We start from the raw sequence: 25,295 nt of genomic DNA, 5'->3' as shown, positions 1-25,295 counted from the left end.
CAGTACATAATTGGCGCACGAAAAAATCAGATCGCGTCCAGCACGTTGCGCGCGATCGACTCGAGCACGGACCTGTCGGCCCCGCCGCGCACCGCGACCCGCATGCCGCTGATCGCGGCGATCAGGAAGTGGGCGAGCTCGACGGGATCCTTGTCGGTCTCGCCCAGTCGCCTGCCGGTCTCCAGCGCCGTCCGCAGCGCCTCGAAGCGCAGATCCTGATCACGCCGCAGGATCTCCGCGACGTCCTTGTCGCGCGGTGCCAACTCGACCATCGAGTTGACGACCAGGCAGCCGCGCGGATCCCGCTCGTCGGCCTCGACGACCTGCCACAGCAGTTCCCTGACCTTCTCGCGCAGGGGAAGGCCGCCTTCGAGCAGGTCGAAGAACGCGGCGTTCTTGCTGTCCATGTACCGGCGCAGCGCCTTCTCGAACAGGTCCCGCTTGCTCTTGAAGGTGTTGTAGATGCTGCTGCGGCCCAGACCCGTCGCCTCGCAGAGGTCCTGCGTCGAGGTGGCCTCGTAGCCCGCGGACCAGAACGCGCGCATCGCCGCGTCGATCGCCAGGTCCTCGTCGAACTGCCTCGGCCGTGCCATGGCTTCACCGTAACACGTTCTGGATAGATCAGTTCAATACGGTCGGCCGGGACCTGTCGAGGCTCGGTCACATCCGCCTCTGACACGATGCTCGGATGGTCGATGCCTATGCCGATGCCCGACTCGTCAGCCTGTACGACGTGCTCAACCCATGGGGACCGAGCGACGACTTCTACCTCGACCTGGTGATGTCCGCATCCTCGGTCCTCGACGTGGGATGCGGCACGGGAACCCTGCTGCGCCGGGCCCGCGACAGCGGGCACGAGGGCCGGTTGTGCGGCGTGGACCCCGCGGAGGGGATGCTCGACCAGGCCCGCCGTCACCCGGACGTCGAGTGGGTGCTGGGCGACCTGTCCTCGGTCAGCGGGCCCTTCGACCTGGTGGTCATGACCGGGCACGTCTTCCAGGTATTCCTGACCGACGACGACATCCGCGGGACGCTCGCGGGCGTGCGGCGGATGCTTGGCGAAGGGGGCAGGTTCGCCTTCGAGACCCGTAACCCCGCCTTCAGGGCGTGGGAGAGGTGGACGCCCGAGCACGGCGTGACCGTCACCGGCGCGGACGGCGCCGACGTGCGGGTCGAGCACGCGGTCGAGACCCCCGTCGAAGGGCACCTGGTGCGGTTCGCCACGACCTTCAGCAGTCCCGCATGGGACGCCCCCGAGGTGAGCCCGAGCACGCTGCGCTTCGTGGACGCCACCGCGCTCTCCTGCTTCCTGTCCGAGGCGGGGCTGGCGGTGCTCGGGCAGTACGGGGACTGGGACCGGCGGCCGTTCGGCGACGCGAGCCCGGAGATCATCACCATCGCGGCTCCCGCGAGCCGGTGAGGTCTCAAACCCGCCAGCGCTCGCCTGCTCCGGGCTGCTGAACTGGGCAGATGCCCACAACGACCGTTTCCACTCCCCCCGCCACGCCACTCGCGCGATCACCGCTGATCGACTGGCTGGCCGTCGTGTCGGTGATGGCGGGGATCTTCTCCATCGTCACCGCGGAGATCCTGCCGATCGGCCTGCTGACGTCGATCGGATCGAGCTTCGCGATCTCCGACGGCGCGGCGGGCCTGATGATGACGATGCCGGGCATCGTCGCCGCCATCGCCGCCCCCACCGTCACCGTCGCGACCCGGCGGCTCGACCGGCGCACGATGCTGTGCGCGCTCGTGCTCCTGCTGGCCGTCGCGAACTTCCTGGCGGCCGCCGCCACCTCCTACTGGGTCATGGCGGTGTCCAGGGTGCTGGTCGGGCTGGTCATCGGCGGTTTCTGGTCGATCGGCGCGGGCCTCGCCGTACGGCTGGTGCGGCTCGAGAGGGTCGGCACGGCGACCGCGGTGATCTTCTCGGCCGTCCCGCTGGGCTCGGTGCTCGGAGTGCCCGCCGGCACGCTCATCGGACACCTCGCGGGCTGGAGGGCCGCCTTCGTCGTCCTCGGCGTCATGTCCGTGGCCGTCTTCGTCGCGCTGGTCGCGCTGGTGCCCCGCCTGCCCGCCGACCAGGTGACGCGCCTGAGCGTTGTCGGCGGCCTGTTCCGCAGCCGCGGGATCCGGACGGCCATCGTGCTGACCTTCCTCGTCGTGCTGGCCCACTTCGGCGCCTACACCTACGTGACGCCGTTCCTCCAGCAGGTCACCCGGGTCGGCCCCGGCCAGATCACGACCTTCCTCCTCGTGTACGGCGTGGCCGGCATCGTCGGAAACTTCGTCGGGGGCTTCCTCGTCACCAGGGCGGTGAAGGCGACGTTCGCCGGCTGCGGCCTCCTGATCTCCTGCTCGACCCTGCTGCTCCCTCTGCTCGGCGGCGGCCAGGCGGGCGCGCTGGCCCTGCTGGTCGTCTGGGGTCTGGCCTACGGCGCCGTCCCCGTCTGCTCGCAGACCTGGTTCGCCGCCTCGGCCCCCCAGGCGACCGAGGCTTCCGCCATCCTGTTCACCTCCTCCTTCCAGGCGACCATCGCGATCGGCGCCCTGCTCGGCGGGATCATGGTCGACGCGGCCTCGCCGTCCGCCGTCATGACGGCCGGTGGCGCCGTCGCACTCCTCATGGCGGTCACGGCGATCGGCGGGAGCGCGGCGAGACGGTGAAGGCCTCCTCAGCTCGCCGGTGAGTGTGGGAAGAGTGCGGCGAGCCTCGACAGCGCGGCGTCGATCTCGGCGAGCGCCTCATCGGCCCCGGGGCTTGACGGCGGCCGGTAGGCGGGGCCCGGCCGCCGTCCGATCGCCAGCCGGACCGCGGTGATGTTGGCCAGCACCGCGGCGACGGTCTCCGGCTCCCGTGATGATCGGTTGACGGCACGGGCGGGCCCCGCGCACGAGCGTACGGCGTCGATCGCGTCGGCCAGATGCGGCCCTCCACGGCGGCGGAGCGCGCGGTGTGCCTTCAGCGGTCCGGCCAGCAGGCCGAGCTGTTCGACGGCGTGGTCGAACCGGGCCCTGTGGTACTCGCGATCCTCCCCGCGGAGGAGGTCGGCGAGCGCCGCCAGCGCGTCCGCGACCCGCCTGCGCACGACGTCGACGGTCCTGATCGGAGCGATCAGCCACGATGCCGCGATCCCGATGACGGCGCCGGCCACGATCGCCATGAGCCGCTGTCGCAGGAGCGCTGGGTCCGCCTGCCCGATATAGCCGTACAGCAGCGACAAGGCGGCGGTGATGCAGGCGGCCCAGTAGCCGTAGCTCCTTGGCCGGAGCCAGGTGGCCGCGGCGAGGATCGCGAAGATCAGCACGACGGCCCACGGATCCCGCGGGCCGAACAGCCCAGCGATCCAGCTCGCCACGACAGTGCCGAGCGCCGCGCCGAGTGCCCGGAGCGCACCCTTGTGCAGGACGTCACCGCGGCTGCGCGATCCGCTGCACACGATGAAGGTGGTGAGCACCGCCCACGTCCAGTGCTCGGGGAAGGCGAGGTGCCCGACGGCGAACGCCACGGAGAGGGCGACACTCATCTGCAGCGCCATCCGTGTGCTCGGCAGGATGCCTGAACCCGCCCGCCGCTCGGCCGCCGCCGCAGGCGTCCGTCCGAGCAGGCCGCCGGGCACCTGGGCGACGGCGACCCAGAAGACGGCGATCAGCGTCGCGACCGCCGTCCACGGGCCGGAGGCGATCGGCTCCGGCACGACGAGCGCCGTGATCAGAGGAAGGGTGGCCAGGGTCCCGGCTTTGGTGGCCCGAGGTCCGAAGCGGCGGATCCAGATGGCGACGCCTGCCGCGAGGACGAAGACGGCGGGCATGAACGAGTCCGTCCCGGCCAGCGCCAGGGCGGTCACCGGCAGCACCACGAGACCGATGAGGTGGTCGGAGAGATCCGCTGTCCGCTGCGTCCAGGCCAGCGTCCAGGTCAGAGCGACCGTCTGGATGATCGCACCGAGGTCGAGCCCGATGAGGAGGGCCGTGCCGTAGCCGAGAAGCACGGCGACCATGATGACCAACATGGCCGGATAGTAAGTGATAGCGTATCAATATGGCTAACGAATCCGCTGCGGAGATCCGACAGGGGGTCACCAGACTCGCCCGTCGCATGCGGGCGGTGCGCCCCGCTGGGGCGCTCAGCAACAACAAGCTCGGCGTCCTCGCCCACCTGTATCGTCACGGCCCCTCCACCCCTGGAGAGCTCGCGGCCGCAGAGCGGCAGCGACCCCAGTCGCTCACCAGGCTCTTCGCAGAGCTCGAGCAGGACGGTCTCGTCTCGCGCGACAGCGGCGAGGCCGATCGCCGCCGATCGGTCCTCGCCATCACCCGGGCGGGCACCGACGCTCTGCGGCGTGACATGGCGGAAAGGGACGCGTGGCTGACGTCGGCGATGGCCGGGCTCACCGAGACCGAGCGCCAGGTCCTGCTGCTGGCAGGGCGGCTGATGGACCGGCTCGCCGACAGCTAATCGCTAAGATGTCTCTTACTAATCAGGGAGTCATGCACTGGTCAGCGCCGCTCAAAGCGCCGCGCGCAAGCGTCGCAGCTCGTCCGCGATGCCGGCCAACGTCCAGTGCGCGTTGAGCCCGCTCGGGTTCGGCAGCACCCACACAGGCGTCTCACCGATCTTCGCCTCCTGCGGCCCGATCGATGCCCTGGGTACGGCGAAAGCCGTACGGAACGCTGAAACCCCCAGCACGGCCAGCGTCTTGGGCCGCACCTCGGCCACCAGCTCGGCCAGCCGTACCCCGCCCTCGACCAGCTCCTGGCGGGTCAGCTCCGACGCCTTCGCGCTGGCTCGGGCGACCACGTTGGTGATGCCCAGGCCGTAGGAGGGCAGGAGGTGCTGTTCGGCGGGGGCCAGAAGGCGCGGGGTGAAGCCTGACAGGTGCAGGGCGGGCCAGAAGCGGTTGCCGGGGCGGGCGAAGTGGTGGCCGGTGGCCTCCGACAGCAGGCCCGGGTTGATCCCGCAGAAGAGCACGTCGAGGGAGGGGCCGAGCACGTCGTCGATCACCTGCGCAAACTACCCCATCTCCGCGGGCGCTCGCGCATGGCGGGACGCGGCGCCGCCCGAGTGCCCGCGGCAGGTCCACCGGGGGAGGCAGGGGTCGGCGGCACGGAGGAAGTCATCGTCTCCAGCGCTCGAAACCGTCGAGCATCGCGGCGAGGCCGAGGTCGAAGTGCTCCTCGAGGCCCACGGCGTCGAGCGGTCCGTAGCCGGGCGTCCCCCGTTTCGGCTTCCTGCTGCGCCGTTGCGCGCCGAGGTGGACGGCGGCGAGCCCCATGGCGTGGCCGATGGTGTAGTCGCGCAGGGCGCGCGTCATCTGCAGGGCGATCTCGGGCGGGAAGCCGCGGTCCCGCAGGAACTCGATCGCCCGGTCGCCCGTGGCGATCGCCTTGGCCGACCGCACGGGGCGGGAGCCGAAGATCGGCACAGCGTGCGGGTGGGCGGCGAGCACCCGCGCATACGCCGATAGGTCTGTTCGGCCAGGGCGCGCCAGGAGCCGTGCCAGGGCAGCGAATCGACGTCGATCTCGTCGAACAGCGCCTCCGCCACCGCGTCGAACAGCGCCTCCTGGTCGTCGACGTAGTAGTAGACCGCCATCGGGTCGACGCCGATCTCGGCCCCGAGCTTGCGCATGGAGAACTTCGGTGTTCCCCATGAGCCGGATCATCCCGCCAGGCCTGCGGCCGGTCGCCCACCGCACCAACCGCGCACCTCCCAGCACCGCGTTCAGGAGACCGGCCGTCACGGCCCTGCCCGCAGGGCCGGCGAACAGCCGTGGTGGCCTGGCCATGGTCATGGCCGCGAACGCCACGAACCCTCGCAGAGGTCCCTCACGCTCGCTGATCTCGCTGATCTCGACGATCTCGCCGATGGCGCGCTGTTCGGGGCTGTCCGGCCCGTCGGGCAGGATGCGGATCAGCGGCGGTTCGTGCACGACGGCGCCGAGGAGCCGGTCGCCGTGCCGCGCCAGGGCCTCCAGAGCGATGATCGCGCCACTGCTGTTGCCGAAGACGAAGGCGCGGTCGATGCCGTGGTGGTCGAGGATCGCGACGACATCGGCCGCCTGTCGCCCCACAGCGATGGACGCCTGCTCCGGCTCGGCCTCCAGGCGGCTGCGAGAGTTGCCACGCCGATCGAATGTGATCACCGTGTACCGGGCCGCCAGCAGGGGCACCACGTCCTCGTACACGGCGGCGTCGCCTCCCCCGCCGGAGATCAGGACCAGGGCGTCCGTTCGGCCAAGGACTCCATCGCCTGGCTGAACGATCACCTCAAGCAGAGCTGACCGATCGTCTTCCACCGCCCGCCCGGAAGACGATCGCCACGCCGAGCGCCGCCTCGGAGGGCACGAAGATCTCGCCCCCGGCCGTCCTGCCGAGCGGCACTCCCCTGCCGCGCAGGAACCGCTCGGTCGCGTCCGCGTCCCGTGTCGCCAGCGTGTAGGCGGCGAACCCGGGCAGGGCGGGGCAACGCTCGCCGGGCAGCAGATCCCCCAGGGCCGACGCGCCCACCAGCGTGACCGCGGCGTCGCGCAGGTCGAACACCCTCGCAGCGCCTTCGGCGCGTGCAGGAACCCCGAGGTAGCGGGTGTAGCGCTCCTCGACCTCCGACAACTCGGCGTCGGCCACGCACAGCACACACTCGAGCAGACCCGTCGCGCCGTTGGGGTGCGGGCCGTGGCCGGAACCGGCGTTCTCCGCCAGGCCCACCCTGCCCTCGGCCACCAGCCCCGGGGCCGTCCCGTCGATCTCCAGGAACCGGACGGGCTCCATCCTGGTGCCCTGCGCGGTCTCGACGGGGCGCTGGACGGCGTGCACGCCGCCGTGCCCGACGCCCTCCTGGCTCAGCCGCGCGGCCTCGTGCCCGACGTCGTCGGTGTCGAGCATGAGGATGTGCACGCCCTCGAACCGGCCGAGGCAGGAGATCAGGTTCGCGGTGGTGTCGCGGATCGCCGCCACGATCCCCGCCAGCCTGTCGTCGGGGACGCGCAACGGGATGGGGCGAGCGTCGGCCGGCATGCGGCCCGTGGCCTCGCCGCCCACGAGTGTCACCAGCTCGACGAAGTTGCCGGGGAAGTAGGCGTGGGTGTTCGCCACGCCGAACGGCTCGGCGGGCGCGCCCGGCGCCGGCGGCAGGACGGGATAGGCCGCGGGAGGCAGGGTGAAGCCGAGCGTGCCGTACCGCTCGACCGCCTCCCTCATGTCCCTGACGACATGTCCGATGTGGTGCAGTCCGAGAATGGTCACGCGTCGCCTCCGTAGGCCGTTTGCCGGTAATCGCGGCCGAGCCGCTCGAAGATCTCGATCACCCTGTCCGCGGCGGGGGCGCAGGCGGCCCCTGTCGGCACCTGCGCGGGCCCGAACGTCCTGTGCAGGGTCTCGGCCAGGTGGTCGGCCTTGTCCCGCAGTTCGAGCGTGACCTGCGACGGCAGGAAGGGCTCGATGGCGAAGAAGCCGTACACGATCGTCGGCAGGGGGTAGTCCAGGTCCTCGGGGCGCAGTCCTTCGCGCAGCAGCCCGTGCTCGGCGAGCACGCCCAGGTACTCGCGGGAGGACAGCAGCTTGGCGTTCTCCAGCGGCCCGCGGGCGGGGTTGTTCAGGAAGGCGCCCATGGTGTCGGCGTCCCTGGTGAAGATGGCGCGCAGCACGGGCCGCTCCATCGCCTCCACGAAGAATCTGCGCATGTAGCGGTGCAGGGCGATCTCGGCGGGGTCGGCGCGCATCGCGGCGACCACCTCGCCGATCATCACCACCGCCTCCCTGGCCCCGACCGCCAGGAACAGCTGCTCGCGGGAGCGCCAGTGCAGGTAGACCGTGCCCTTGCCGACACCGGCCAGCTTGGCGATCTCGTCGATCGCGGCTCGCCGGTAGCCCCAGCGCAGGAGCAGGTCCTTGGCGGCGTCGAGGATCCGGTCGGCGCGCGCCAGGCGATCGGCGGCATCCAACGGCTCGGCCATGAGACTCCTCTCGTATGACCAATGACTCATGACCAAATTAGCAATTTGGTCACCAGATGTCAGCGTTTGCCGCCTCCGGACTTCCGGGATAACGTGGCCACTCAAATGGCGACATCATCTGGATGCTGATGCCATTACAAGCTGGAGGCTTCCGTGGTCCCCGAGATCGATCTCACCGATGAGGAACTGCTGCGCGACCCCGCCGCCGTCTACGGCCGTGCCAGGGAGCGGTCGCCGGTGGCGCGCCTGACGGCCCCCGGATTCGGCCCGATGTGGGCCGTCCTCCGCTACCACGAGGCGAAGGCCATGCTCGGCGATCCCGTGTTCGAGCTCGGCGCCGACAGCTTCATGCGCCCCGCCGTACCGGAGGAGTGCCTGGTCTACCTGCGGACCATGCAGGAGATGGAGGGCGACGAGCACGCCAGGCTGCGCAGACTGGTCTCGCCCTCGTTCACCGCACGAAGAGCGGCCGCCTTCCGGTCACGCATCGAGCCGCTCGTCGACGCCCTGCTCGACCGGCTTCCCGGACGGATCGAGGACGGATCGAAGACCGGCGCGGTCGACCTGCTGGCGCACTTCGCCAGGCCGCTGCCGATCGACGTGATCTGCGAGCTGGTCGGCATCCCCGCCCAGGACCGGGCGAGCTGGCGTGAGTACGGCGCCGCCGTCGCCGCAGGACACGGGCGGCAGTTCGCCGACGCCATCCCCGCCATCGTGGACGGGGCCAAGGCGGCGGTCGCGCGCCGCAGGGCCGACGCGGGCGACGACCTGATCTCCGACCTCATCCGCGCCCAGGCCGCGGACGGCGACAGGCTCAGCGACACCGAGGTGGTCACCTTCGTCTGGCACCTGGTCCTCGCCGGCCAGACACCGACGAACCTCATCGCCAACGCCGTCGACGCCCTGCTGCGTCATCCAGACCAGCTCGCGGCGCTGCGCGCCGACCCCGGGCTCATGGCGCGCGCGGTCGAGGAGCTGACGCGCTGGTGCGGGCCGCAACTGCTGACCATTCCCCGCCGCCCCCGCGAGGACGTCGCGTTCGCGGGCGCGGCGATCCCCAAGGGAGAGCCCGTCACCGCCGTCATCGTGTCCGCCAACCGCGATCCGCGCGTTTTCGCCGATCCTGACAGGCTCGACATCGCCCGTGCCCCAGGAGCCTCCGGGCATCTCGGTTACGCCCACGGCCCTCACTTCTGCCTCGGGGCCGCGCTGGCCCGCGTGCAGACCGAGGTCGCGCTCGGCGCGCTGCTACGCCGCTTCCCCTGCCTGGCGCCTGCCGTACCCGAGGGACGGGTGGGCCGCCTGCCCGATCCCGGCACCTGGCGCCTGGCGTCGCTGCCGGTCACCCTCTGACCGCCGTGGCCCGCACAGGGGGCTGGGGCGACGTGCCGGCGTGCGCGTTCTGCGGCAAGAGCCAGAGCCAGGTCAGGAAGCTGATCGCCGGTCCCGGCCGGATCTGCATCTGCGACGAGTGCGTCGAGGTGTGCAACGAGCTGGTCGAGGAGGACCTCGACCAGGCGGTCACGCTGCCCGAGCCGAGGAAGCCGCGCGAGATCCACGCCTTTCTCGACCAGTACGTCATCGGGCAGGACCGGGCGAAGAGAACGCTCGCGGTGGCGGTGTACAACCACTACAAGCGCGTCCACGCGGCCCGGTCGAGGTCCGCGCCGAGGGACGAGCAGGTCGAGCTCGGCAAGTCCAACATCCTGCTGATCGGCCCGACGGGCTGCGGCAAGACGCACCTCGTCCAGACGCTGGCCCGCCTGCTCGACGTCCCGTTCGCGACCGCCGACGCCACCGCGCTCACCGAGGCGGGCTACGTCGGGGAGGACGTCGAGAACATCCTGCTCAAGCTGCTCCAGGCGGCCGGGAACGACGTCGGCAGGGCGGAGAAGGGCATCGTCTACATCGACGAGATCGACAAGATCACCCGCAGGGACGAGAACCCGTCGGCCACCCGTGACGTCTCCGGCGAGGGTGTGCAACAGGCGCTGCTGAAGATCCTGGAGGGTACGGTCGCCGGCGTCCATCCGCAGGGCGGGCGCAGGCATCCCGAGCAGGACGTGGTCCGGATGGACACGAGCGGCGTGCTGTTCATCGCAGGTGGCGCTTTCGCCGGGCTGGAGCAGATCATCGAGGCACGGGTGGGCCGCGGAGGCGCCGGGTTCGGCGCCGCGCCCGTGCCGGAGGCGGGCCGTGATCCGTTCGCCCACGTCATGCCGGAGGACCTGCTGCGGTTCGGGCTGATCCCCGAGTTCGTGGGCCGCCTTCCCGTGCTCTCCCCTTGCCTGCCGCTGGACAGGACGGCGTTGACGCGGATCCTCACCGAGCCGCGCAACGCGCTGATCAGGCAGTACCAGCGACTGTTCGAGCTCGACGGGGTGGAGCTGGCGTTCGACGACGACGCCGTCGAGGCGATCGCCGAGCTCGCGCTGCTGCGCGGTACCGGAGCCAGGGCGGCGCGCGCGATCCTCGAACAGGTGCTGGCCACGGTCATGTTCGAGGTACCGGGCAGGGACGACGTGGGTCGCGTGGTGGTCGGGCGCGACACGGTGCTCGGCCGTACCGGCCCGGTCCTGGTGCCGCGCTCCGACGGCCGCGAGAGCCGCGAGCGGTCGGCCTAGACCGTCGCCACGGGCTGCCTGCCGGGGACCCTGGGCGCCTTCGCGGCGGCGCGGCGGTTGATCAGGACGACGCCGAGGACGGTGACCGCTCCGCCGGCGAGCTCCACCGGGTGCGGCACCTCGCCCAACCAGACGAAGGAGACGACGAGCGCGACGGGCGGCACGAGGTACAGGGCCGCCGTCGAGGCGGACAACGGCAGCCTGGCGACCGCGTAGCCCCAGATGACGAAGCCGAGCGCGGAGGGGAGCAGGCCGAGGAACGCCGCCGACGCCAGCGCGGATGCCGGAGCGGAGAGGGCGGCGCCGGCCGTGGCGGGCACGAGAGGCAGGGCGAAGATCGTTCCTGCGACCATGGCGTAGGTCGCGACCTCGAGTCCTGTGTAGTGGCGCAGGAGCGGCTTGGACGCGACGTGGTAGACGCCCTGGACGACGGCGGCGGCCAGGACGACCAGGCTGGCGGCGGAGAATCCCGACCATCCCTCGGCGAGCGTGACGCCCGCCGTGCCCGCGAGCGCGACGACGCTGCCGACGACCACGGTACGGGTGACGGACTCGGACAGGAACGCGCCGGCGAGCAGGACGCTGAAGACGGGGGCGACGGAGATCAGCAGGCTGGCGGTCCCTGCGGGAACGTGCACCTCGCCCCAGTTGAGCAGGACCTGGTAGGCCGTCATACCAGTGGCGCCGCACAGCGCGATGAGCGGCAGGTCGCGGCGCCTGGGCCGGCGCACCTTCGCGAACGGCGCGACCGCCGCCAGCGCCACGGCGGCGATCGCCAGGCGGAGGAAGGACAACGCGGCCACGCCCAGGCCGTCGACTCCGACCCGGATGGCGGGAAAGGCGGAGGCCCACAGGACCACGGTGCCCGCCAGGGCGAGGAAGCTGCGCAGGTTCATACCTCCAGCCTGCTGGAAACACATCAGAAAGATCCAGTTAGTCTTTGTTTGGCGATGCGTAAGCCAGGCTTATCTCTTGATGCGACGACGGATGCCATCCCGAAGCTCACCGATCCCGTCAAAGCCCTGGTACGCGCTGTGAAACCTCTCTCAGACATAGACGTACATCTAAGGCGGCCGTTACTGTGACGATCACTCGCAGTTGACCCGAGGAGTGAGTACATGGGCAACGTGGCCCCTTCTGAACCGCCCAGCCAGGCCGCCACCACGCTGGCCACCCAGCGCAACCTAGGGAATTGGCTTTTCACGGTCGAGGCGAAGAAAGGGTTCGGCCTGAAGAAGTGGCGTGACTCGCGCCTGTACATGTACCACAACGGCGCCGTCATCACCGGCCCGGACGGCTACATGGCTGCGTACGAGTGGTACGACGCGAGAATCTTGCAGAACCTCCGCACCGTGAACGGCGTGGACTCGGACGCTCGCTACACGCTGATCGATCCGAACGGCGCGGCCGTGAGCATCGGCTTCGGGAGCTGGGCCTTCATCGGACGCCAGAAGGAACGGTACGGCGTCACCTCGCACGTGCAGGGCGCACCGTTCCTCTATCCGCACGACTGGGGACGGCACATCCAGGCCAGTATCAGGAACTTCCAGCTCCCGGACGTTCTGGCGCGCATCGAACGCGGCGAGACGATCGACTTCGGCGTCTACCGGGCCGACAAACAGGGTGTGAGCGGCAGCAAGCACCGGGCCGCCTGGGAGGAGATCACAGAGCTGGGATACGTCGTCGGCAAAGTCTGCTTCAACGGTTCACAGAAGCGCACGACCGTGGACTCGGAGCCGACGAGCTATGTCGTCAACCTGGACCTCTTCATGAAGCTTTGCCACCGTCTGGCCCCCATCGCAACGAGCTGAGCCCCGGCCTCGTGCACTTCGCTGGACCGTTGGATGGGGCGGGCTGGCGGGCGCTGAGCGAGAAGCGGGTCCGGCCGAGATCCGGCCAGAAGCGGCCACGAGCCGATCGTGTTCGTCACCTCGGAAGGGGATTGGAGGCTCTCCAGGGCTCGGGGGTGCAGAATCTCCCCGGGCAGGAATCCCTTGTTCATGATGCTGAGCTCGGCTCCGGCGACGAACGGGGAGCCGAGGTCGTGACCGCGCGCGCCGAACGGCTGCGGCAGCGGCACCAACAAGAACGCCATCTATCGCCGCTGGCCGAACCGGCTCACGCTCGGCATCGCCGCCCATCGTCAACTGACCACCACGGTGCAACCCCCCGACACCGGCAACCTGCGCGGCGACGCCCTCGAGCTCCTACGACAGGCCAACCGGCACTGGAGCTCCCCCTCGGCGCGATCCTGCGCGAACTGCTCTCCGCCGCCGGCGGCGCGTCGGAATTCCTGGCCCAGCTACAGGAACAGTCGGGCGACGCCGCGGCCGCCCCCTGGTTGACCATCCTGGGGCGCGCGGTCGCGCGCGGTGAAGCCTCCCCCGAGGCGCTCCACCCGCGGGTCGCCACCGTGGCCATCGTCCTGCTGCGCAACGAATTCGTCGTGCGCGGCGTCCCTACCGCACCCGACGATGTCCTCGTCGAGATCGTGGACGAGGTGTACCTCCCCCTGGTGCGGCGACGCGGCCTGACGCCGAAGTGATCGTCGCGGCGGCGCCGCTGCTTCACCGCCTGTACTGCAGGCAGCGGACCGTCCGTCTCCGCCGCGCGGGAGGCCTACACGGCGACTCGCCGCGGCAGCAGCGCCTCCGCCAGCTGCCGCCATCGCGGCATGGCCGACCGGCCGGGCTCGATGCCGAGAACCTGGATGCCGACGTGGTCGGCACCGGCGTCGAGGTGGTCGTGCAGCTTGTGGACGATCGTGTCGAGATCGCCCCAGAACACCAGGTCGTCGACGAGCCGGTCGCTGCCACGGCCGCCGTCGATGTCCGCCTCGGTGTAGCCCAGGCGAAGGAACTTGGCGATGTTGTACTTCGTCGTGAAGTACACGTGCAGATGCTCGCGCGCGATCTCGCGCGCCTTGTCCGGGTCGCTTTCGAACAGCACCGCCTGCTCCACGCCGAGGAACGGGCCGTCGCCGAGCACCTCGCGCGCCTGCGCCGTGTGCCGCACCGTCACGTGGTAGGTGTGAGCGCCTTCGGAGCGATCGCGGGCCATCTCGAGCATCTTCGGCCCGTACGCCGCGAGCAGGCGTCGCATCGGCGCCCGCGCGAGAGGATTGGCGCTCGTCGTCGCGTCCATGTCGTCCAGATAATCGCTCATCGCCTGCAGTGGTCTGATCCCTGGGCGACCGGCCCCGATGCCGAGGCCGAGCAGGTGTCGGTCGGGGTAGGCGTCGGCGAGGAGCAACGCCGCGCCCTGGGTCCACCGCGGCTCGCGGGACCAGATCCGCGCGATGCCGTTGACGACGCTGATGCGCTCGGTGCAGGAAAGCAGGAACCCCGCGTGCGTCATCGCCTCACGCCCGTCCCGCTCCGGGATCCAGAACGCCTGCCAGCCGAGCTCTTCGAGTTCCTGAACGGACTCCCGCATCATGCTCGCCGGCTGGTCCTCGAAGTCGAACGTCCAGACCCCGAAGCGCCCCAGATCCATCCCATCGATCATGCCCATGTCTTCCTCCTGCCCGACGGCGCGGAACCGTCCTCACGAACTCATCAACGCATCGAAGTATCGCAGAAAGTCGATATGAGAAGTCAAATCTGCTCCCGGTGACCGAGGTCGAGGACATGGAGAGAGGGTGACTGAACCGGGGCCCCCACTCGGGTCGGTGCAACCAGCCCCAAAGTAGCTCTCTGTAATTATGCTCACGGGCTGTGTTTACGGAGGTCGCTGGCTCATGGCCATGTCGGCCTCCCTCACGGGCAACTGATGGATCAGTGAGTGCGGCGACGGGGCGCCAGCACCTCGGTGATCTTGGCGAGGGCCTCAGCACCCGGCTTGACGTAGCGTATGGCGGTGCGGGGGTTCTTGTGCCGGGTCTTGCCCATGATGAGCTGCAGCGGGACCTCGGCCTCGCCGAGATGGGTGGCCGCGGAATGCCGCAGCTGATGCAGATCGATTCCGGCGTAGGTGTCCAGCAGGACGCGGGCGCGGTCGTAGCCGAGGCGGGCGCGGCTGGTATGCGGGCAGATGTCGGCGGCGGCCGGGCGTCGGGCGGGGACCGGGCGGCGTTCGGACAGGAACAGCGGGCCGTGCGTGCGGGTGCCGCCGTTCGGGAGCCGGAGGAGGCGGGGCAGCAGGTGGGCGGTGCCGCTGTCCCAGTACACCCACTCGATGGCGCCCCCCTTGGAGCGGACGGGAGCACGCCGGTGCTCCAGGTCGAGGTCCTCGACGTTGAGCGCCAGGATCTCGGCGGCCCGGGCGGCGGTCTCATAGAGCATCCGCCACAGCGTCTTCTCCCGCAGCGGGATGTCGCGGCGTGACAGCAGCCGGTGGATGGCGGTCTTGGCAACCGCACGGGTCTCGTCGGCGCTTTCCTTGCGGCGTTCGGCGTCGGCTGGGACTGACGGGGCGGCCCAGTGCTTCTTGGTCTGGCACCCAGGCGAGCCAGGAGGTGATGGCGGCGCGGTTGCGGTTCCAGGTCGCCGGCGCGCTCGACCCCCATAGCTCAGTGAGCGCGGCGCCGATCTCGGCGTCGCTGACCTCGGCGAGCAGCCGGTCGCGGCCGAGCAGCGCGATGGTGCGGTCAATGGCCGAGGCGTAGGCGCGGTGGGTGTTGGGGTTGGCGGCGCGAGGGGTGGCCAGGAAGGCGTCGGCGGCCGCGGCGAGCGTGACGTGCCCGCCGCGCAGCGCGGTGATCTTCGGCGTGGCAGTCATGCCAGCCACCGGGCGGCGGTCGTCGCACCGCTCCGGATGATGTACCGGATAACATGCCGGAATCGCGTACCATCCCGGCGAGGCGTTGTCCTGGTCACCGCACCGTCATGATCGCTCATGTACGTGATAATAGATATTATCACGTACATCAGTAGTGCTCCGCCGCTCGAGTCCGTATCGAAGTAATCTCCATAACTGGCATGAGCGGGGCGCCCTACGCGTAGACGCCAGAATGGGCGCACGTGGCGGTCGGCGAGGATGCGGTAGACGTTGGGCCACGGACCTGCCCTTCACGAGATTTAAAGGCGTCCCGGTCCTGCCCGGTCAGCACGCTGCGCCTGCCGGAGGCGAGCATGCGCTGTGCCTCGCCGGTCACGCTGGTGGGGTCGTCCAGGACGGGGTTCGCCTTCTCCGCCTACCTGAGTCCGCCGAGACGGAGGGCGTCCCTGATCTCGCTGAGTTTCGCGGTCGTCGCTGGGGTCCACTCCTTCGCCTGCTCCCCGAGACGGAGGGCATCCTCGATCTCGCTGAGTTTCGCGGAGGACAGGACGCCCGCTTGCTCGATCAGGTCGTCCCGGGACACCGTGGTCAGCCACGTGCACGGAGTAACGCCTGGATGAGGGAACGCTATCCGCAGCACGCCTTCAAAGGGCAGTCCTTCCACGGCTCCTACTACCACTTCGACGCCCAGGCCGCTGATGTCGACGCCCGCCGGAGCGACGACCCGCATCGCCCGGATCCCGGACGCGTCGTCTCCCGACAGCAGTACGACCGGCCGCCGCTCGTCGAACGCGACCCACCAGACTTCGCCACGTTGCACATGTCCTCCTGATACAGGGCGGCAGACCGGACGGCGGTCAGGTCATGCCTCTTCGGTGACACCGCCGCGGCGTCGGCGATGCGGGTGATCTGTTCGGCCAGTTCTTACGAGTTCAGGGAGGACGTGTTGGCAATGGCAGCCATGCGGTCGTCGCTGGTCGTTGGTTGCTCGGCATCGCCCCCGAGTTCGATGCCGCCGGCCAGCCAGCCGCCATCGATGGTGAGCACGCTGCCTGTGATGAACGACGCGCTCTCACCTGCCAGGAACGCGACCAGATTGGCGACCTCCTCGCTGCGCCCCAGGTCGGCCCAGCGGAAATCGGCTGGCGACGTCGAGCTCTTCGCCCATTATCACGTACATGAGCATGGCCGTCATCAGACGCTGGAGGCGGCGATGGGGACCAGGAAACTGATTGAGGGTCAGCGGGCAAACGTGACACCCGCATCCCATCCTCAGCTCGAAGCCGGCAACCAGTGGGCGGTATTCCGCGGCCGGTCATCCGGCGACAGTGAGTACGATCTTTCCGGTGGCTCGGTTGGTCTCGCCGAGCTCATGTGCCTTGGCCGCCTGCTCGAACGGCAGGACGGTGTCGACCTCGACGCCCAGCCGTCCCGCCTCGACCAGCTCGGCGATCGTCGCCATCGCGGCGTTGTCCGGCTCGACGAGGACGAAGCCCGCCCAGATGCCGCGCTCCCCAGCCTGGCGAAGGAGGTCCTCGTCAGGCCCCGGGTTGAGCTGGGCAAGAGTGCCGCCGTTCCGCAACGTCTGCAGGGAACGCGCCCCGTAGTCGCCCCCGATGCTGTCGATGACCAGGTCAACGTCGCGGACCGTCTCGGCGAAGTCCTCCTCGGTGTAGTCGATCACCTCGTCGGCGCCCAGCGCATGTACGAAGGCGTGCTTGGACCCACGAGCGGTACCGATCACGTACCCGCCGAGATGCTTGGCGAGCTGCACGGCCAGGTGGCCGACCCCGCCGGCCGCGGCATGGATCAACACGCGCTGGCCCGGCTGCACGTTCGCGGTGTCGTGCAGGACCTGCCACGCGGTGAGCGCCGCCAGCGGCAGCGCCGCGGCGTGCACGTGGTCGAGGCCGGCCGGTTTACGGGTGAAGTGCCGCGACGGGGCGGTCACGTACTCCGCGTAGCCGCCCGCCTTGTGCGGGAAGCGGGGCATGCCGAAGACCTCGTCACCAGGCCGGAAGCGGGTGACTCCGAGGCCCACGGCCTCGACCACCCCGGACACGTCCCAGCCGAGGATGGCGGGCGGGTCGCCCAGCAGCCTGCCGACCGTCCGTGACTTCCAGTCCGTGGCGTTGACGCCGGCCGCGTGCACCTGTACCAGGACCTCCGTCGGCATCGGCTCAGGACGGTCAACCTCGGCCAGCGTCAGCACCTCGGGGCCGCCCGCGGACTCCTGAATGATCGCGCGCATCCGCGCCGTCGTCGTGTCTTCGCTCATGGGAGAACCTTCGTGAAAGCGGGAATGAGTGCGCAGCCCATCGTTATCTGGGTTCTTGGACTCTTCTCGCAGGTCAGAGTGAGATGATCTTTTCAGGCATGTAAGGCATGTTGACTGGCTCCTCACACCTTGGTGCGAGGAGCCAGACGCTCCCGTGGGCATTTGGCGATCTCGGGCGCATTGACCCTTTTTCGGAAGGGATCGACTGAGTCGCGTCAGCCGTTCGACGGCGCGCTCTTCAGCCAGCAGCGCTGCGTCGTGGTCATCCCTGGCTACCTTCACCGCAGCCGCCCGGTCATGTCGCCGACCAGGGCGCACAGAAGCTCATCGAGCACGCCCTGCCCTGTCGCTGCCCTTCGGCGAGTGCGCCCACCCGCAGGAGCGGATCGCGGCCCGCCTCCCGCCCGGGTGACGGGCCGGTCAGCCGGTGAAGGGTTCCAGTGCGAAGCGGCCGATCGCCACGAAGGCGGCCAGGGCAAGGTAGCTCCCGTCCACCAGCGCGGCTTTGGTCTCGCCACGGCGGATCCGCATGATCACGGCGCCGGTCATGAGCAGCGTCAGGCCGCTAGCCGCCAGCGGTACCAGTACCGGCGCGATGCCGAGCAAGGCGGGCAGGATCAGGCCCACGGCACCGAGGACCTCGAGCGCTCCGATGGCCTTAAGGGTGCCGGGCTTGAAGTCGAGGACCCAGCGCGCGGCGTTGGCCATCTGGGCCATCTTCTCCCGTGGCACGAACAGCTTCCCGAAGCCGGAGAACAGGTAGAGGGCGGTCAGCAGGCCGGTGATGATCCACAGTGCGATGTTCATGAGTCTTCTCTTTGGCAGAGGGTCTGGGGTCGGCGGCCGCGGGGCGGACCCGGGGTCCCGGGTCCGCCTGAGAGCCTGAGGGGGAATGTCCGCGTCAGCCGAACTGTCCGGGCTGGTAGTCGCCGCCGGGCGTCCGGGTGATCACGTTCAGCCGGTTGAAGGCGTTGATCGTGCAGATCAGGGCCACCAGAGCCATCAGCTGATCCTCGTCGAAGTGCTTCGCCGCGTTCGCCCACGCCTCATCGGTGATGCCACTGGAGTCGGCGAGGCGGGTGCCCTGATCGGTGAGTTCCAGCGCCGCCCGCTCCGCCTCGGTGTAGACGGTCGTCTCCCGCCATGCCCCGACCAGGTTGATCCGCACCATGCTCTCGCCAGCGGCCGCGGCGTCCTTGGTGTGCATGTCAAGGCAGCCGCCGCAGCCGTTGATCTGGCTGGCGCGGATCTTCACCAGCTCCTGCACCGCCTTCGGCAGTGCCGAGTCGGTGATGACCTTGTTCGACGAGATGATGTACTTGGCCCACTTCGACCCGACCTCGTTGACCATGGGGTTGATCCGGGTTTCCATCTCGATCTCCTTCGTCTTCGGATACTTGCACCACTACGACGAAGCACCCCACCAAGACGTAACAACCCCATGCGACAGACGTGCGCTACTCGGGTCGCGCGGGCAGACCCATGGTGTCGATGAGCTTGCGGTCGCTCACGGTAAGGAGCTCGACGATCCGGCCGTCGACCACGGTGCACCCCACCACGCCGAGTACTTTGCCTTTCGCACCCCAGGCCACGAACCCGGGCTCGCCGTTGACCAGAACCGCCAGCGCCGAGGTCATCGACCGGATGCCGCGCAGGATCGGACCGGCCACCTCGGCCGCCCCGACCGTGGTCAGCACGCCCTGCGGGTGGTACGTGCGCCAGGTCACCTTCGGATCGAGCAGCCGTACGAGCCCTTCGAAGTCCCCGTTGCGCGCCGCGGCAAGAAATGCGTCGACCACTGCGCGCTGTCGCCGCGGCTCCTCCTCTGGCAGCGAGGTGCCCTGCACCTTCCGGCGGGCCCGGCTGGCGAGCATCTTCGTCGCGTCGGCGGACCGGCCGATGATCTCGCCGATCTCGGCGAAGGGCACCGCGAACATGTCATGCAGGACGAACGCCAGCCGCTCGGTAGGCGTGAGGGTGTCGAGCACCACCAGCAGTGCCAGCCCGACCGATTCGGCGAGCATCGCGTCGTCCTCGGGTGCCGCCCCGCCGTCCACCGTCACCACCAGCTCGGGCAGCCAGTCGTCGTACGACAGCTCAGCCCGGGTCTTGCGCGAGCGCAGCACGTCGAGGCAGACCCGGCCGACCACCGTGGTCAACCAGCCGGCCAGGTTGTCGATCCCGGCCGCGTCCTGCCGCGCCAGCCGGATCCACGCCTCCTGCACCGCGTCCTCGGCGTCCACCCGCGACCCGAGCATCCGGTAGGCGACCGCCACCAGACGCTCGCGCTGCTGTTCGAAGGCTTCCGCCAGTGCTTCGTGAGGACCTGATCCGGCCATGTTGTTACCTTCCTTGCGCTAATTCCGTCATGGTCATGACGCGACCGAAGGCGCCGAGGTAACCGTTCGGCGTGCGTCCTGATGGGAGACCGCAATGTCACAGGGATCGGGTCGCCGGCGCTTCATGGTCGTCAGGACGCCGCGCAAACGATCCACGCGCCTCGTGGAACTTACCGCTGACCTCGAATTCACCGGACGGCTGGTCGAGTGACGCGATCGTCACCGACCGGCCCCCGGCTCAAAGAAGCCAAGAAACTAAGGGAGATCCCCACCATGATCCTGGTAACCGGTGCCACCGGAAACGTCGGTTCCCACGTCGTCCGCCAACTCCTGGAGGCGGGTGAGAAGGTCCGCGTCATGACCCGCAACCCCAGCGGCCATGCGTTCCCTGACCAGGTCCAAGTCGTGACCGGCGACCTGACCCAGCCGGAAACCCTGTCTGAGGCACTGTCCGGCATCGAGCGGGCCTTCCTGTTCCCCGTTTTCCAGGGGGTCGACGGATTCCTCGACGTGGCCAAGCGAGCCGGCCTGCGGCATGTCGTGATGCTGTCCTCGGTGTCCGTCACGTGGTCCGAGCCCGGCTGGGTCGGCGAGGTGCATCTGCGGCTTGAACGATCCGTCGAAGCGTCCGGGTTGGCGTGGACCTTCGTGCGGCCCGACGGGCTCACGACCAACGACCTGGTCTGGGCGCCCCAGATCATCGAGGGCGGTGTCGTACGCGGACGCTACGGCGAGGCCGCGACGGCTCCGGTCGACCCGCGCGACATCGCCGCGGTCGCCGTCCGCAGCCTCCTCGATGGGCGTGCCGGCGAGGGGTACTCGGTGACAGGACCGCAGTCGCTGACCCAGATCGACCGCGTGCGCGTCATCGCGGAGACCATCGGGCGGCCGTTGCGGTGGGAGGAGCAGTCCGAGGACTGGTTCCGGGACGAGATGGTCCGCCTCGGCATGCCCGCTCCGGGGATCGACGATTACGTCAACTTGCTCACCGCGAGAGTCGGCAAGACCGCGGAGGTCCTGCCGACGGTCGAACAGGTCACCGGCAGACCGCCCTTCACCTACGCGCAGTGGGTCGCCGACCACGCCGCCGCCTTCGGCGCGGCGTCGGCCTGACGGATTGGCGGCACCTGCCGGCCTTCGCGCATGTCCCGAGGACGAGCCCGGCGGCACCAGCCGACTGTCAACCGAAGCCGTCTCTCATCGACAAAGTCAGGGCTTGGTATGTCGCCGCGTGCATGGTATTTCCGCTGGTCGCACGCGTTATGATCATCCTTTGACCGTGGCGGGAACGCTATTGACACTCTCCGCGCGAAAGAGCGCCCCGTGTCGGCGAGGCGCTCTTTCTGCTGCTGTTCTGTGACGCGATCTATACGGGGGCTCCCTCGTTCTGCTCGACGACGGCGAAGCGCTTCCCGCACAATCCGCTGATGATCCCGCATGCCTCCAGGACCGAGATCGGGCAGCGCGAAGGTGTAGGTGCCGATCACGTGATGTGCCGGCGGCCGAACGGCGACAAGCGGGCGGTGGGCCCCACGCCGTCCAACTCCAGATGGCGGTTCATGTCGAGCTCGAAGCGCCCGTACAGGTTCAGATGGGACCAGAACAGCGCGGTCAGCCCGCGCCGGTCGGCCGCGCTCAGCCGTTTTCGCCAGGCCGGATCGCGCAGCACGATCTGGATCAGGTGCGTGTTGAGGTAGGCGATCGCGGCCGCGACCAGGTGGAGTGCCAGCGCGGAGACCTCGACGTTCTCCCGGTCGTCGCCGGTCAGGTCGCCGGCCTTGCCGTAGAACAGATCCTTGCTGGCCGAGTTGAAGTTCTCCACCACGTTCAGGCCTTCGTTGATCTCCCTCCTCAGCTCCTCATCCGCGAGATAGTCACAGATGAAGATTGTCCGGACGACGCGACCTAGTTCCTCGATCGCCTGGTAGGTGGGGTGCTTGGGGCCGCCGCGGGTAAAGCGGCGCAGCATCTGGTGCGACTCGGCGGTGCGCAATCTGAGCGCGGTCGCGTATTTGATCATCTGGTCGTAGTGGCGGGCGATCAGGTCCCAGTCGATGGTCTTGTTCGACAGCACCGCCTCCAGGCGCGGCCAGGCCTCGTCCTCGCCGGTCCCCGGCCGGTACAGCCGGGCGGAACCGATGTTCTTCAGCCGCGGCAGCAGCTTGAAGCTCAGCAGTTCGGAGAAGGCGAACCCGACGATCGAGGCGCCGTGGGTATCGGTGTACTGGCGATCGATCTCGGCATCAGTCAGGTGCCGTAGCAGGCCCTCGATCATCGAGGCCACCTCGGAGGCGGTCGTGCTGGTCACTTGGCTGTAGATGCACACGGACCGCCGTTCGACGTGCCAGTACACCATGATCCCCGGCCCGTGATAGCGCTCATGCCACTCGGTCATGAAATTCGCCGACCAGGATCCGAACTTGCGCGAGTCGGACGCGCACGAGGTGCCCTCGCCCCACAGCACCGTGTCGCGCGCTTTGAGGGTGGCGTTGACGATGAGGCGGATCGCCTCGCGGAGGTTGTCGCGGTTGATGAACAGCCGGCGGGTGCGCCGCAGCGCCGCCTCGTTGTCGAGCTGCCCGGGCGGCGGCGCGGCCGCGGCCACCCCGTCGGCCACCCGCTTGATCCCGACATTCGTCCCCAGCCCGTACAGGCAGAGCAACAGCCGTCTCTGCAGCACCGCCTCATCAATGACGGTGCGCGAGGCCACCGAGGTGAAGGCGGAGGTGTAGCCGGTGACATGGGCGACGTCCTTGAGCACGTCCAGCAGGTCGATCACGCCCCATCGGCGGGAGATCTCCGCCTTCAGCGCCTTCAGGCCCGTCGGCTCCTCCTGCTTGACCAGCGGCGGGACGCTGATCCACGGTTCGCCCTTCTTCCGCGTGATCTTCACGCCGCCGGTGGTGCCCTTGCGCATCGCCCCCTCCAGCCGGTCCAGGGCGGCGGTGTGGCGGCGCTGCAGGTCGGCGAGGAACGCCGCCGGATCCCGGGGCTTCTTCAGGGCCTCGTAGTGCACGTCCCGGTTGTCGTCGTAGTCAGCCGGCAGGTCGGCCTCGGGGTTGCGCCAGATCTTGCCGCCCTCCACCCAGATCTCCCGCCGGCGGATGGCCTTGCGCAGCGCGACCAGCACGCACAACTCGTACGGGATGCGCTCGATACGGCCGCGGTCGTCGACCACCGCCTCCTGCCAGTCCTCGGGCACCACGTGCTCGATCGGGACCGTCTCGGCGCGGTCGTAGAAGACGGCCTCGGAGCCGTCGTAGCGCTCCAGCAGCGCCAAGGCGTCCATCACCGGCTGGAAGGCGGTGTTGTTGCAGCGGAAGGCCAGCGCGCGCAGCAGCTTGGGCAGGCCGCGCCGGTAGTGGCGCGAGTAGGAGCCGCGCAGCTTGACCCGTACGCGGGTACGCAGTTCCTTCTCGTTCGCCTTGGCCTCGGCGATGATGTCGGCCAGCGTGGCCGTGCCCACCACCGGGTAGATCGCATTGCGGACAAGCTCCTCGGGCAGGTCCAGCGCGGCCTGGGCCAGCCGGGCCAAGATGCCGTGCTTGCCCTGCACCCGCCGGAACTCACTGCTGAGCTCGTTCTCGACCTTCTTCTCAGCCCGTACGCTGATCTTGTGCACGAGCTGGATCGGCAACTCCACCAGCCCGTCGATCATCTCCGCCTTGCACACCCAGCACAGCGCCGCCAGCAAGGTCAGCCTGATCGGCTCCGGCGCGGCGGCGAAGTCGGAGGGGTACATGCGCATCGCCCGGGCCCGCCACACCTCCACCACCTTTTCCGACACCCCCTCGAACAGGTGGTTCGGTAACCCGATCGCCTTGACCCGTTCCAGCTTGACGATCTCGGCCAGCAGCGTCTCCAGCTGCACCGGTCCTGGGTCCTCTTTCAGCTCCTGCAGGAAGCTGCGCACTGCGGCCGTGCCGGCCTCGCCTTCGCCCTCCGGCTCGGGGTCGGGAACCGTGATCAAGTCTTTGAGCGCGGCAACCGCCGTGGCCGGCAGGCGCTGGGCCGTGGCGGCGGTGAACTCCCGCTCGGACAGCGCCTCGGCCGCGCCCCCCAGCCGTTCGATCTGCTTGGGCGTGGGAGGCCCGGTCCGTTCCTCCCGGCAGCGAGCCAGCAGCGCGGCACGCAGCCGCTCCCGCGACGTCTCCACCGGGCAGATCTCCTCGGCCAGCCAGACCGTCAGCTTGTCCTCGTCGGCGACCGTCGGCTCACGAAAGCCGTGAAACCGGCGGATCTGCGCCCGGTGATACTCGATCGTGCTGCCCGACCAGCGGTACTCGGCGAACAGTGCCGCATCGACCTTCACCTGGCCCGCCATGTAGTCGACCGCGGCCTTCGGCACGTCCTCCCGGCGCGGGAAGCGACCCTCAAGCTCGAAGTACTTCAGCATCAACGCGAACCCGAGACGGGTGGCGCCGCTCTTGTTCGCCAGTAGTTCGGCCTCGGCCTCATCCAGGGTCCAGCACTCGATGAGGTCCTCCAGCTCCCACTCTCTGCGCATCGGCAGGGATCCCTTCTCCCCCGATCGCTTTGAAGATTCGGGAGCACCCTGCTCGCACCGATGCCGCTACGGTGCGGTACCGCTCATCCGTAACCATCACGTCGCGGACTGAGACATTACAGAGAGCTACTTTGGGGCTGGTCGCGCCGACCCGAGTGGGGCCCCAACCGCGGAGGTTCCGCTCGCCGACCCGCGAGCGGCTAGAGGGAGCGGCCGAGGACGTCGACGAGCTGGGCGATGCGCTGCTCGTCACGCCGATAGTGCGTCCACTTCCCGACACGGGTGGCGCGGACCAGCCCGGCACGCTGCAGCGATGCCATGTAGGCGGAGACGGTCGACTGCGCGAGGCCCGTCTTGGCCTGAATGTGGCTCACGCACACGCCGACCTCGTCGGGGTCGGCGATTCCCTCCTCCACCGGGAAGTGGCGTTCGGGCTCGCGCAGCCACTGGAGCAGCTGGAGTCGCACGGGGTTGGCGAGCGCCTTGAACACCTCGAGCAGCTGCGCGGGGTCGTCCGGCGCGGCGGCGTCTGGTGAGGGGAGGGCGTGTGTCGTCATGAGCTTTCGAGAGGAGTATACGACGATTCGAGGAACTTCGATATGAGCCCGACGCGCACCGCCCCGGGCGCCGGGGGCGTCGCGGCCCGTCCTGCCACCCCCCAGGAGCGGCGGAAGCCTGCACTCGGCAAGACCCGAATAGGGCGCGGCACGACGAGGCGCAACCCTCGCGCGCCTCCACGCCGAGCCGTACCGGTGACCAGCACACCGAACCGAACGTGACGTGCGGTTCCAGCCGGACGCGGTCCGTTCCGACTAGGGCCTGTACGAGGTTGAGATCATGAGCCTTGAGAGGGTTCGCCTGCGCGATGGGCTC

26 protein-coding genes and 1 pseudogene are annotated in these 25,295 nt (G+C 69.3%); 8 read left to right on the top strand and 19 right to left on the bottom strand.

Annotated features, from left to right (window positions below; translation table 11 throughout):
- Positions 1–26: 26 nt before the first annotated feature.
- Positions 27–593, bottom strand: a complete 567-nt coding sequence (locus ACFSKW_RS12390) for a TetR/AcrR family transcriptional regulator (protein WP_379572335.1) — start codon at positions 591–593, stop codon at positions 27–29.
- Positions 594–688: 95 nt separating this feature from the next.
- On the opposite strand from ACFSKW_RS12390, the gene ACFSKW_RS12385 reads away from it, so the two are divergent.
- Positions 689–1,420, top strand: coding sequence for a class I SAM-dependent methyltransferase (locus ACFSKW_RS12385; RefSeq protein ID WP_379572334.1), 732 nt, complete (start codon positions 689–691; stop codon positions 1,418–1,420).
- A 50-nt stretch (positions 1,421–1,470) separates the two neighbouring features.
- Positions 1,471–2,667, top strand: a complete 1,197-nt coding sequence (locus ACFSKW_RS12380) for an MFS transporter (RefSeq protein WP_379572333.1) — start codon at positions 1,471–1,473, stop codon at positions 2,665–2,667.
- Between the two features lie 8 nt (positions 2,668–2,675).
- Here the strand turns inward: ACFSKW_RS12380 and ACFSKW_RS12375 are convergent, their stop codons facing one another.
- Positions 2,676–4,013, bottom strand: a complete 1,338-nt coding sequence (locus ACFSKW_RS12375) for an FUSC family protein (protein ID WP_379572332.1) — start codon at positions 4,011–4,013, stop codon at positions 2,676–2,678.
- Between the two features lie 29 nt (positions 4,014–4,042).
- On the opposite strand from ACFSKW_RS12375, the gene ACFSKW_RS12370 reads away from it, so the two are divergent.
- Positions 4,043–4,459, top strand: coding sequence for a MarR family winged helix-turn-helix transcriptional regulator (locus ACFSKW_RS12370; RefSeq protein WP_379572331.1), 417 nt, complete (start codon positions 4,043–4,045; stop codon positions 4,457–4,459).
- Between the two features lie 51 nt (positions 4,460–4,510).
- Here ACFSKW_RS12370 and mug read toward each other — a convergent pair whose 3' ends face one another.
- The 5 genes and pseudogenes from mug to ACFSKW_RS12345 all read right to left on the bottom strand — a co-directional run bounded on the left by mug (position 4,511) and on the right by ACFSKW_RS12345 (position 7,955).
- Complete coding sequence (gene mug / locus ACFSKW_RS12365; protein ID WP_379572330.1) at positions 4,511–5,005, bottom strand: G/U mismatch-specific DNA glycosylase; 495 nt, start codon at positions 5,003–5,005, stop codon at positions 4,511–4,513.
- 112 nt (positions 5,006–5,117) lie between these two features.
- A complete protein-coding gene (locus ACFSKW_RS12360) occupies positions 5,118–5,450 on the bottom strand; it encodes a TetR/AcrR family transcriptional regulator C-terminal domain-containing protein (protein ID WP_379572556.1) in 333 nt (110 codons plus the stop codon).
- A 531-nt stretch (positions 5,451–5,981) separates the two neighbouring features.
- Positions 5,982–6,173, bottom strand: a pseudogene (locus ACFSKW_RS12355) (alpha/beta fold hydrolase); the annotation flags it as partial.
- Positions 6,174–6,270: 97 nt separating this feature from the next.
- Positions 6,271–7,245 (bottom strand): VOC family protein, encoded by a 975-nt coding sequence (locus ACFSKW_RS12350; RefSeq protein WP_379572329.1) that lies wholly within the window; start codon positions 7,243–7,245, stop codon positions 6,271–6,273.
- Entirely contained in the window at positions 7,242–7,955 is a 714-nt protein-coding gene (locus ACFSKW_RS12345; protein WP_379572328.1) for a TetR/AcrR family transcriptional regulator, read from the bottom strand. Before ACFSKW_RS12345 ends, ACFSKW_RS12350 begins: the two co-directional genes overlap by 4 nt.
- Before the next feature lie 153 nt (positions 7,956–8,108).
- Here ACFSKW_RS12345 and ACFSKW_RS12340 point away from each other — a divergent pair, with 153 nt between their 5' ends.
- Positions 8,109–9,308 (top strand): cytochrome P450, encoded by a 1,200-nt coding sequence (locus ACFSKW_RS12340; RefSeq protein WP_379572327.1) that lies wholly within the window; start codon positions 8,109–8,111, stop codon positions 9,306–9,308.
- 5 nt (positions 9,309–9,313) lie between these two features.
- Positions 9,314–10,579 carry an ATP-dependent Clp protease ATP-binding subunit ClpX gene (gene clpX / locus ACFSKW_RS12335; protein WP_379572326.1) on the top strand — a complete coding sequence of 422 codons (1,266 nt, stop codon included), beginning with the start codon at positions 9,314–9,316 and terminating at the stop codon, positions 10,577–10,579.
- Here the strand turns inward: clpX and ACFSKW_RS12330 are convergent.
- Positions 10,576–11,475 (bottom strand): DMT family transporter, encoded by a 900-nt coding sequence (locus tag ACFSKW_RS12330; RefSeq protein ID WP_379572325.1) that lies wholly within the window; start codon positions 11,473–11,475, stop codon positions 10,576–10,578. The two genes, clpX and ACFSKW_RS12330, sit on opposite strands and share 4 nt — an antisense overlap.
- A gap of 222 nt (positions 11,476–11,697) precedes the next feature.
- Between ACFSKW_RS12330 and ACFSKW_RS12325 the strand changes: the two genes are divergently transcribed.
- Both ACFSKW_RS12325 and ACFSKW_RS12320 read left to right on the top strand, forming a co-directional pair.
- Complete coding sequence (locus tag ACFSKW_RS12325) at positions 11,698–12,390, top strand: hypothetical protein (protein ID WP_379572324.1); 693 nt, start codon at positions 11,698–11,700, stop codon at positions 12,388–12,390.
- Between the two features lie 233 nt (positions 12,391–12,623).
- Positions 12,624–13,124, top strand: a complete 501-nt coding sequence (locus ACFSKW_RS12320) for a TetR-like C-terminal domain-containing protein (protein ID WP_379572323.1) — start codon at positions 12,624–12,626, stop codon at positions 13,122–13,124.
- Positions 13,125–13,198: 74 nt separating this feature from the next.
- Here the strand turns inward: ACFSKW_RS12320 and ACFSKW_RS12315 are convergent, their stop codons facing one another.
- The 9 genes from ACFSKW_RS12315 to ACFSKW_RS12275 all read right to left on the bottom strand — a co-directional run bounded on the left by ACFSKW_RS12315 (position 13,199) and on the right by ACFSKW_RS12275 (position 19,915).
- Positions 13,199–14,092, bottom strand: a complete 894-nt coding sequence (locus ACFSKW_RS12315; protein ID WP_379572322.1) for a TIGR03620 family F420-dependent LLM class oxidoreductase — start codon at positions 14,090–14,092, stop codon at positions 13,199–13,201.
- A 263-nt stretch (positions 14,093–14,355) separates the two neighbouring features.
- A complete protein-coding gene (locus tag ACFSKW_RS12310; RefSeq protein WP_379572321.1) occupies positions 14,356–14,862 on the bottom strand; it encodes a tyrosine-type recombinase/integrase in 507 nt (168 codons plus the stop codon).
- The gene (locus ACFSKW_RS12305; protein WP_379572320.1) at positions 14,852–15,298 is read right to left on the bottom strand and encodes a hypothetical protein; all 447 of its coding nucleotides are present in this window, start codon (positions 15,296–15,298) and stop codon (positions 14,852–14,854) included. The genes ACFSKW_RS12310 and ACFSKW_RS12305 overlap by 11 nt, the downstream gene beginning before the upstream one ends.
- Before the next feature lie 415 nt (positions 15,299–15,713).
- The gene (locus ACFSKW_RS12300; RefSeq protein WP_379572319.1) at positions 15,714–16,118 is read right to left on the bottom strand and encodes a type II toxin-antitoxin system PemK/MazF family toxin; all 405 of its coding nucleotides are present in this window, start codon (positions 16,116–16,118) and stop codon (positions 15,714–15,716) included.
- Between the two features lie 104 nt (positions 16,119–16,222).
- The gene (locus tag ACFSKW_RS12295) at positions 16,223–16,420 is read right to left on the bottom strand and encodes an SDR family oxidoreductase (protein WP_379572555.1); all 198 of its coding nucleotides are present in this window, start codon (positions 16,418–16,420) and stop codon (positions 16,223–16,225) included.
- Between the two features lie 193 nt (positions 16,421–16,613).
- Complete coding sequence (locus ACFSKW_RS12290) at positions 16,614–17,576, bottom strand: NADP-dependent oxidoreductase (RefSeq protein ID WP_379572318.1); 963 nt, start codon at positions 17,574–17,576, stop codon at positions 16,614–16,616.
- A 420-nt stretch (positions 17,577–17,996) separates the two neighbouring features.
- Positions 17,997–18,383: a DoxX family protein gene (locus ACFSKW_RS12285; protein WP_357631771.1), complete on the bottom strand. Its 387-nt coding sequence runs from the start codon at positions 18,381–18,383 to the stop codon at positions 17,997–17,999.
- 94 nt (positions 18,384–18,477) lie between these two features.
- Complete coding sequence (locus ACFSKW_RS12280) at positions 18,478–18,948, bottom strand: carboxymuconolactone decarboxylase family protein (protein ID WP_379572317.1); 471 nt, start codon at positions 18,946–18,948, stop codon at positions 18,478–18,480.
- 85 nt (positions 18,949–19,033) lie between these two features.
- Positions 19,034–19,915: a sigma-70 family RNA polymerase sigma factor gene (locus tag ACFSKW_RS12275; protein ID WP_379572316.1), complete on the bottom strand. Its 882-nt coding sequence runs from the start codon at positions 19,913–19,915 to the stop codon at positions 19,034–19,036.
- Between the two features lie 273 nt (positions 19,916–20,188).
- Between ACFSKW_RS12275 and ACFSKW_RS12270 the strand changes: the two genes are divergently transcribed.
- Positions 20,189–21,028 (top strand): NAD(P)H-binding protein, encoded by an 840-nt coding sequence (locus ACFSKW_RS12270; protein ID WP_379572315.1) that lies wholly within the window; start codon positions 20,189–20,191, stop codon positions 21,026–21,028.
- A 370-nt stretch (positions 21,029–21,398) separates the two neighbouring features.
- Here ACFSKW_RS12270 and ACFSKW_RS12265 read toward each other — a convergent pair whose 3' ends face one another.
- Both ACFSKW_RS12265 and ACFSKW_RS12260 read right to left on the bottom strand, forming a co-directional pair.
- Positions 21,399–24,422, bottom strand: a complete 3,024-nt coding sequence (locus ACFSKW_RS12265) for a Tn3 family transposase (RefSeq protein ID WP_379572314.1) — start codon at positions 24,420–24,422, stop codon at positions 21,399–21,401.
- Positions 24,423–24,622: 200 nt separating this feature from the next.
- Entirely contained in the window at positions 24,623–24,979 is a 357-nt protein-coding gene (locus ACFSKW_RS12260; protein ID WP_379572313.1) for an ArsR/SmtB family transcription factor, read from the bottom strand.
- Positions 24,980–25,295 lie beyond the last annotated feature (316 nt).

This window comes from Nonomuraea mangrovi (assembly GCF_042681425.1).
Taxonomy (GTDB): Bacteria; Actinomycetota; Actinomycetes; order Streptosporangiales; family Streptosporangiaceae; genus Nonomuraea; species Nonomuraea mangrovi.
This window is presented reverse-complemented; position numbering and strand designations above follow the sequence as displayed.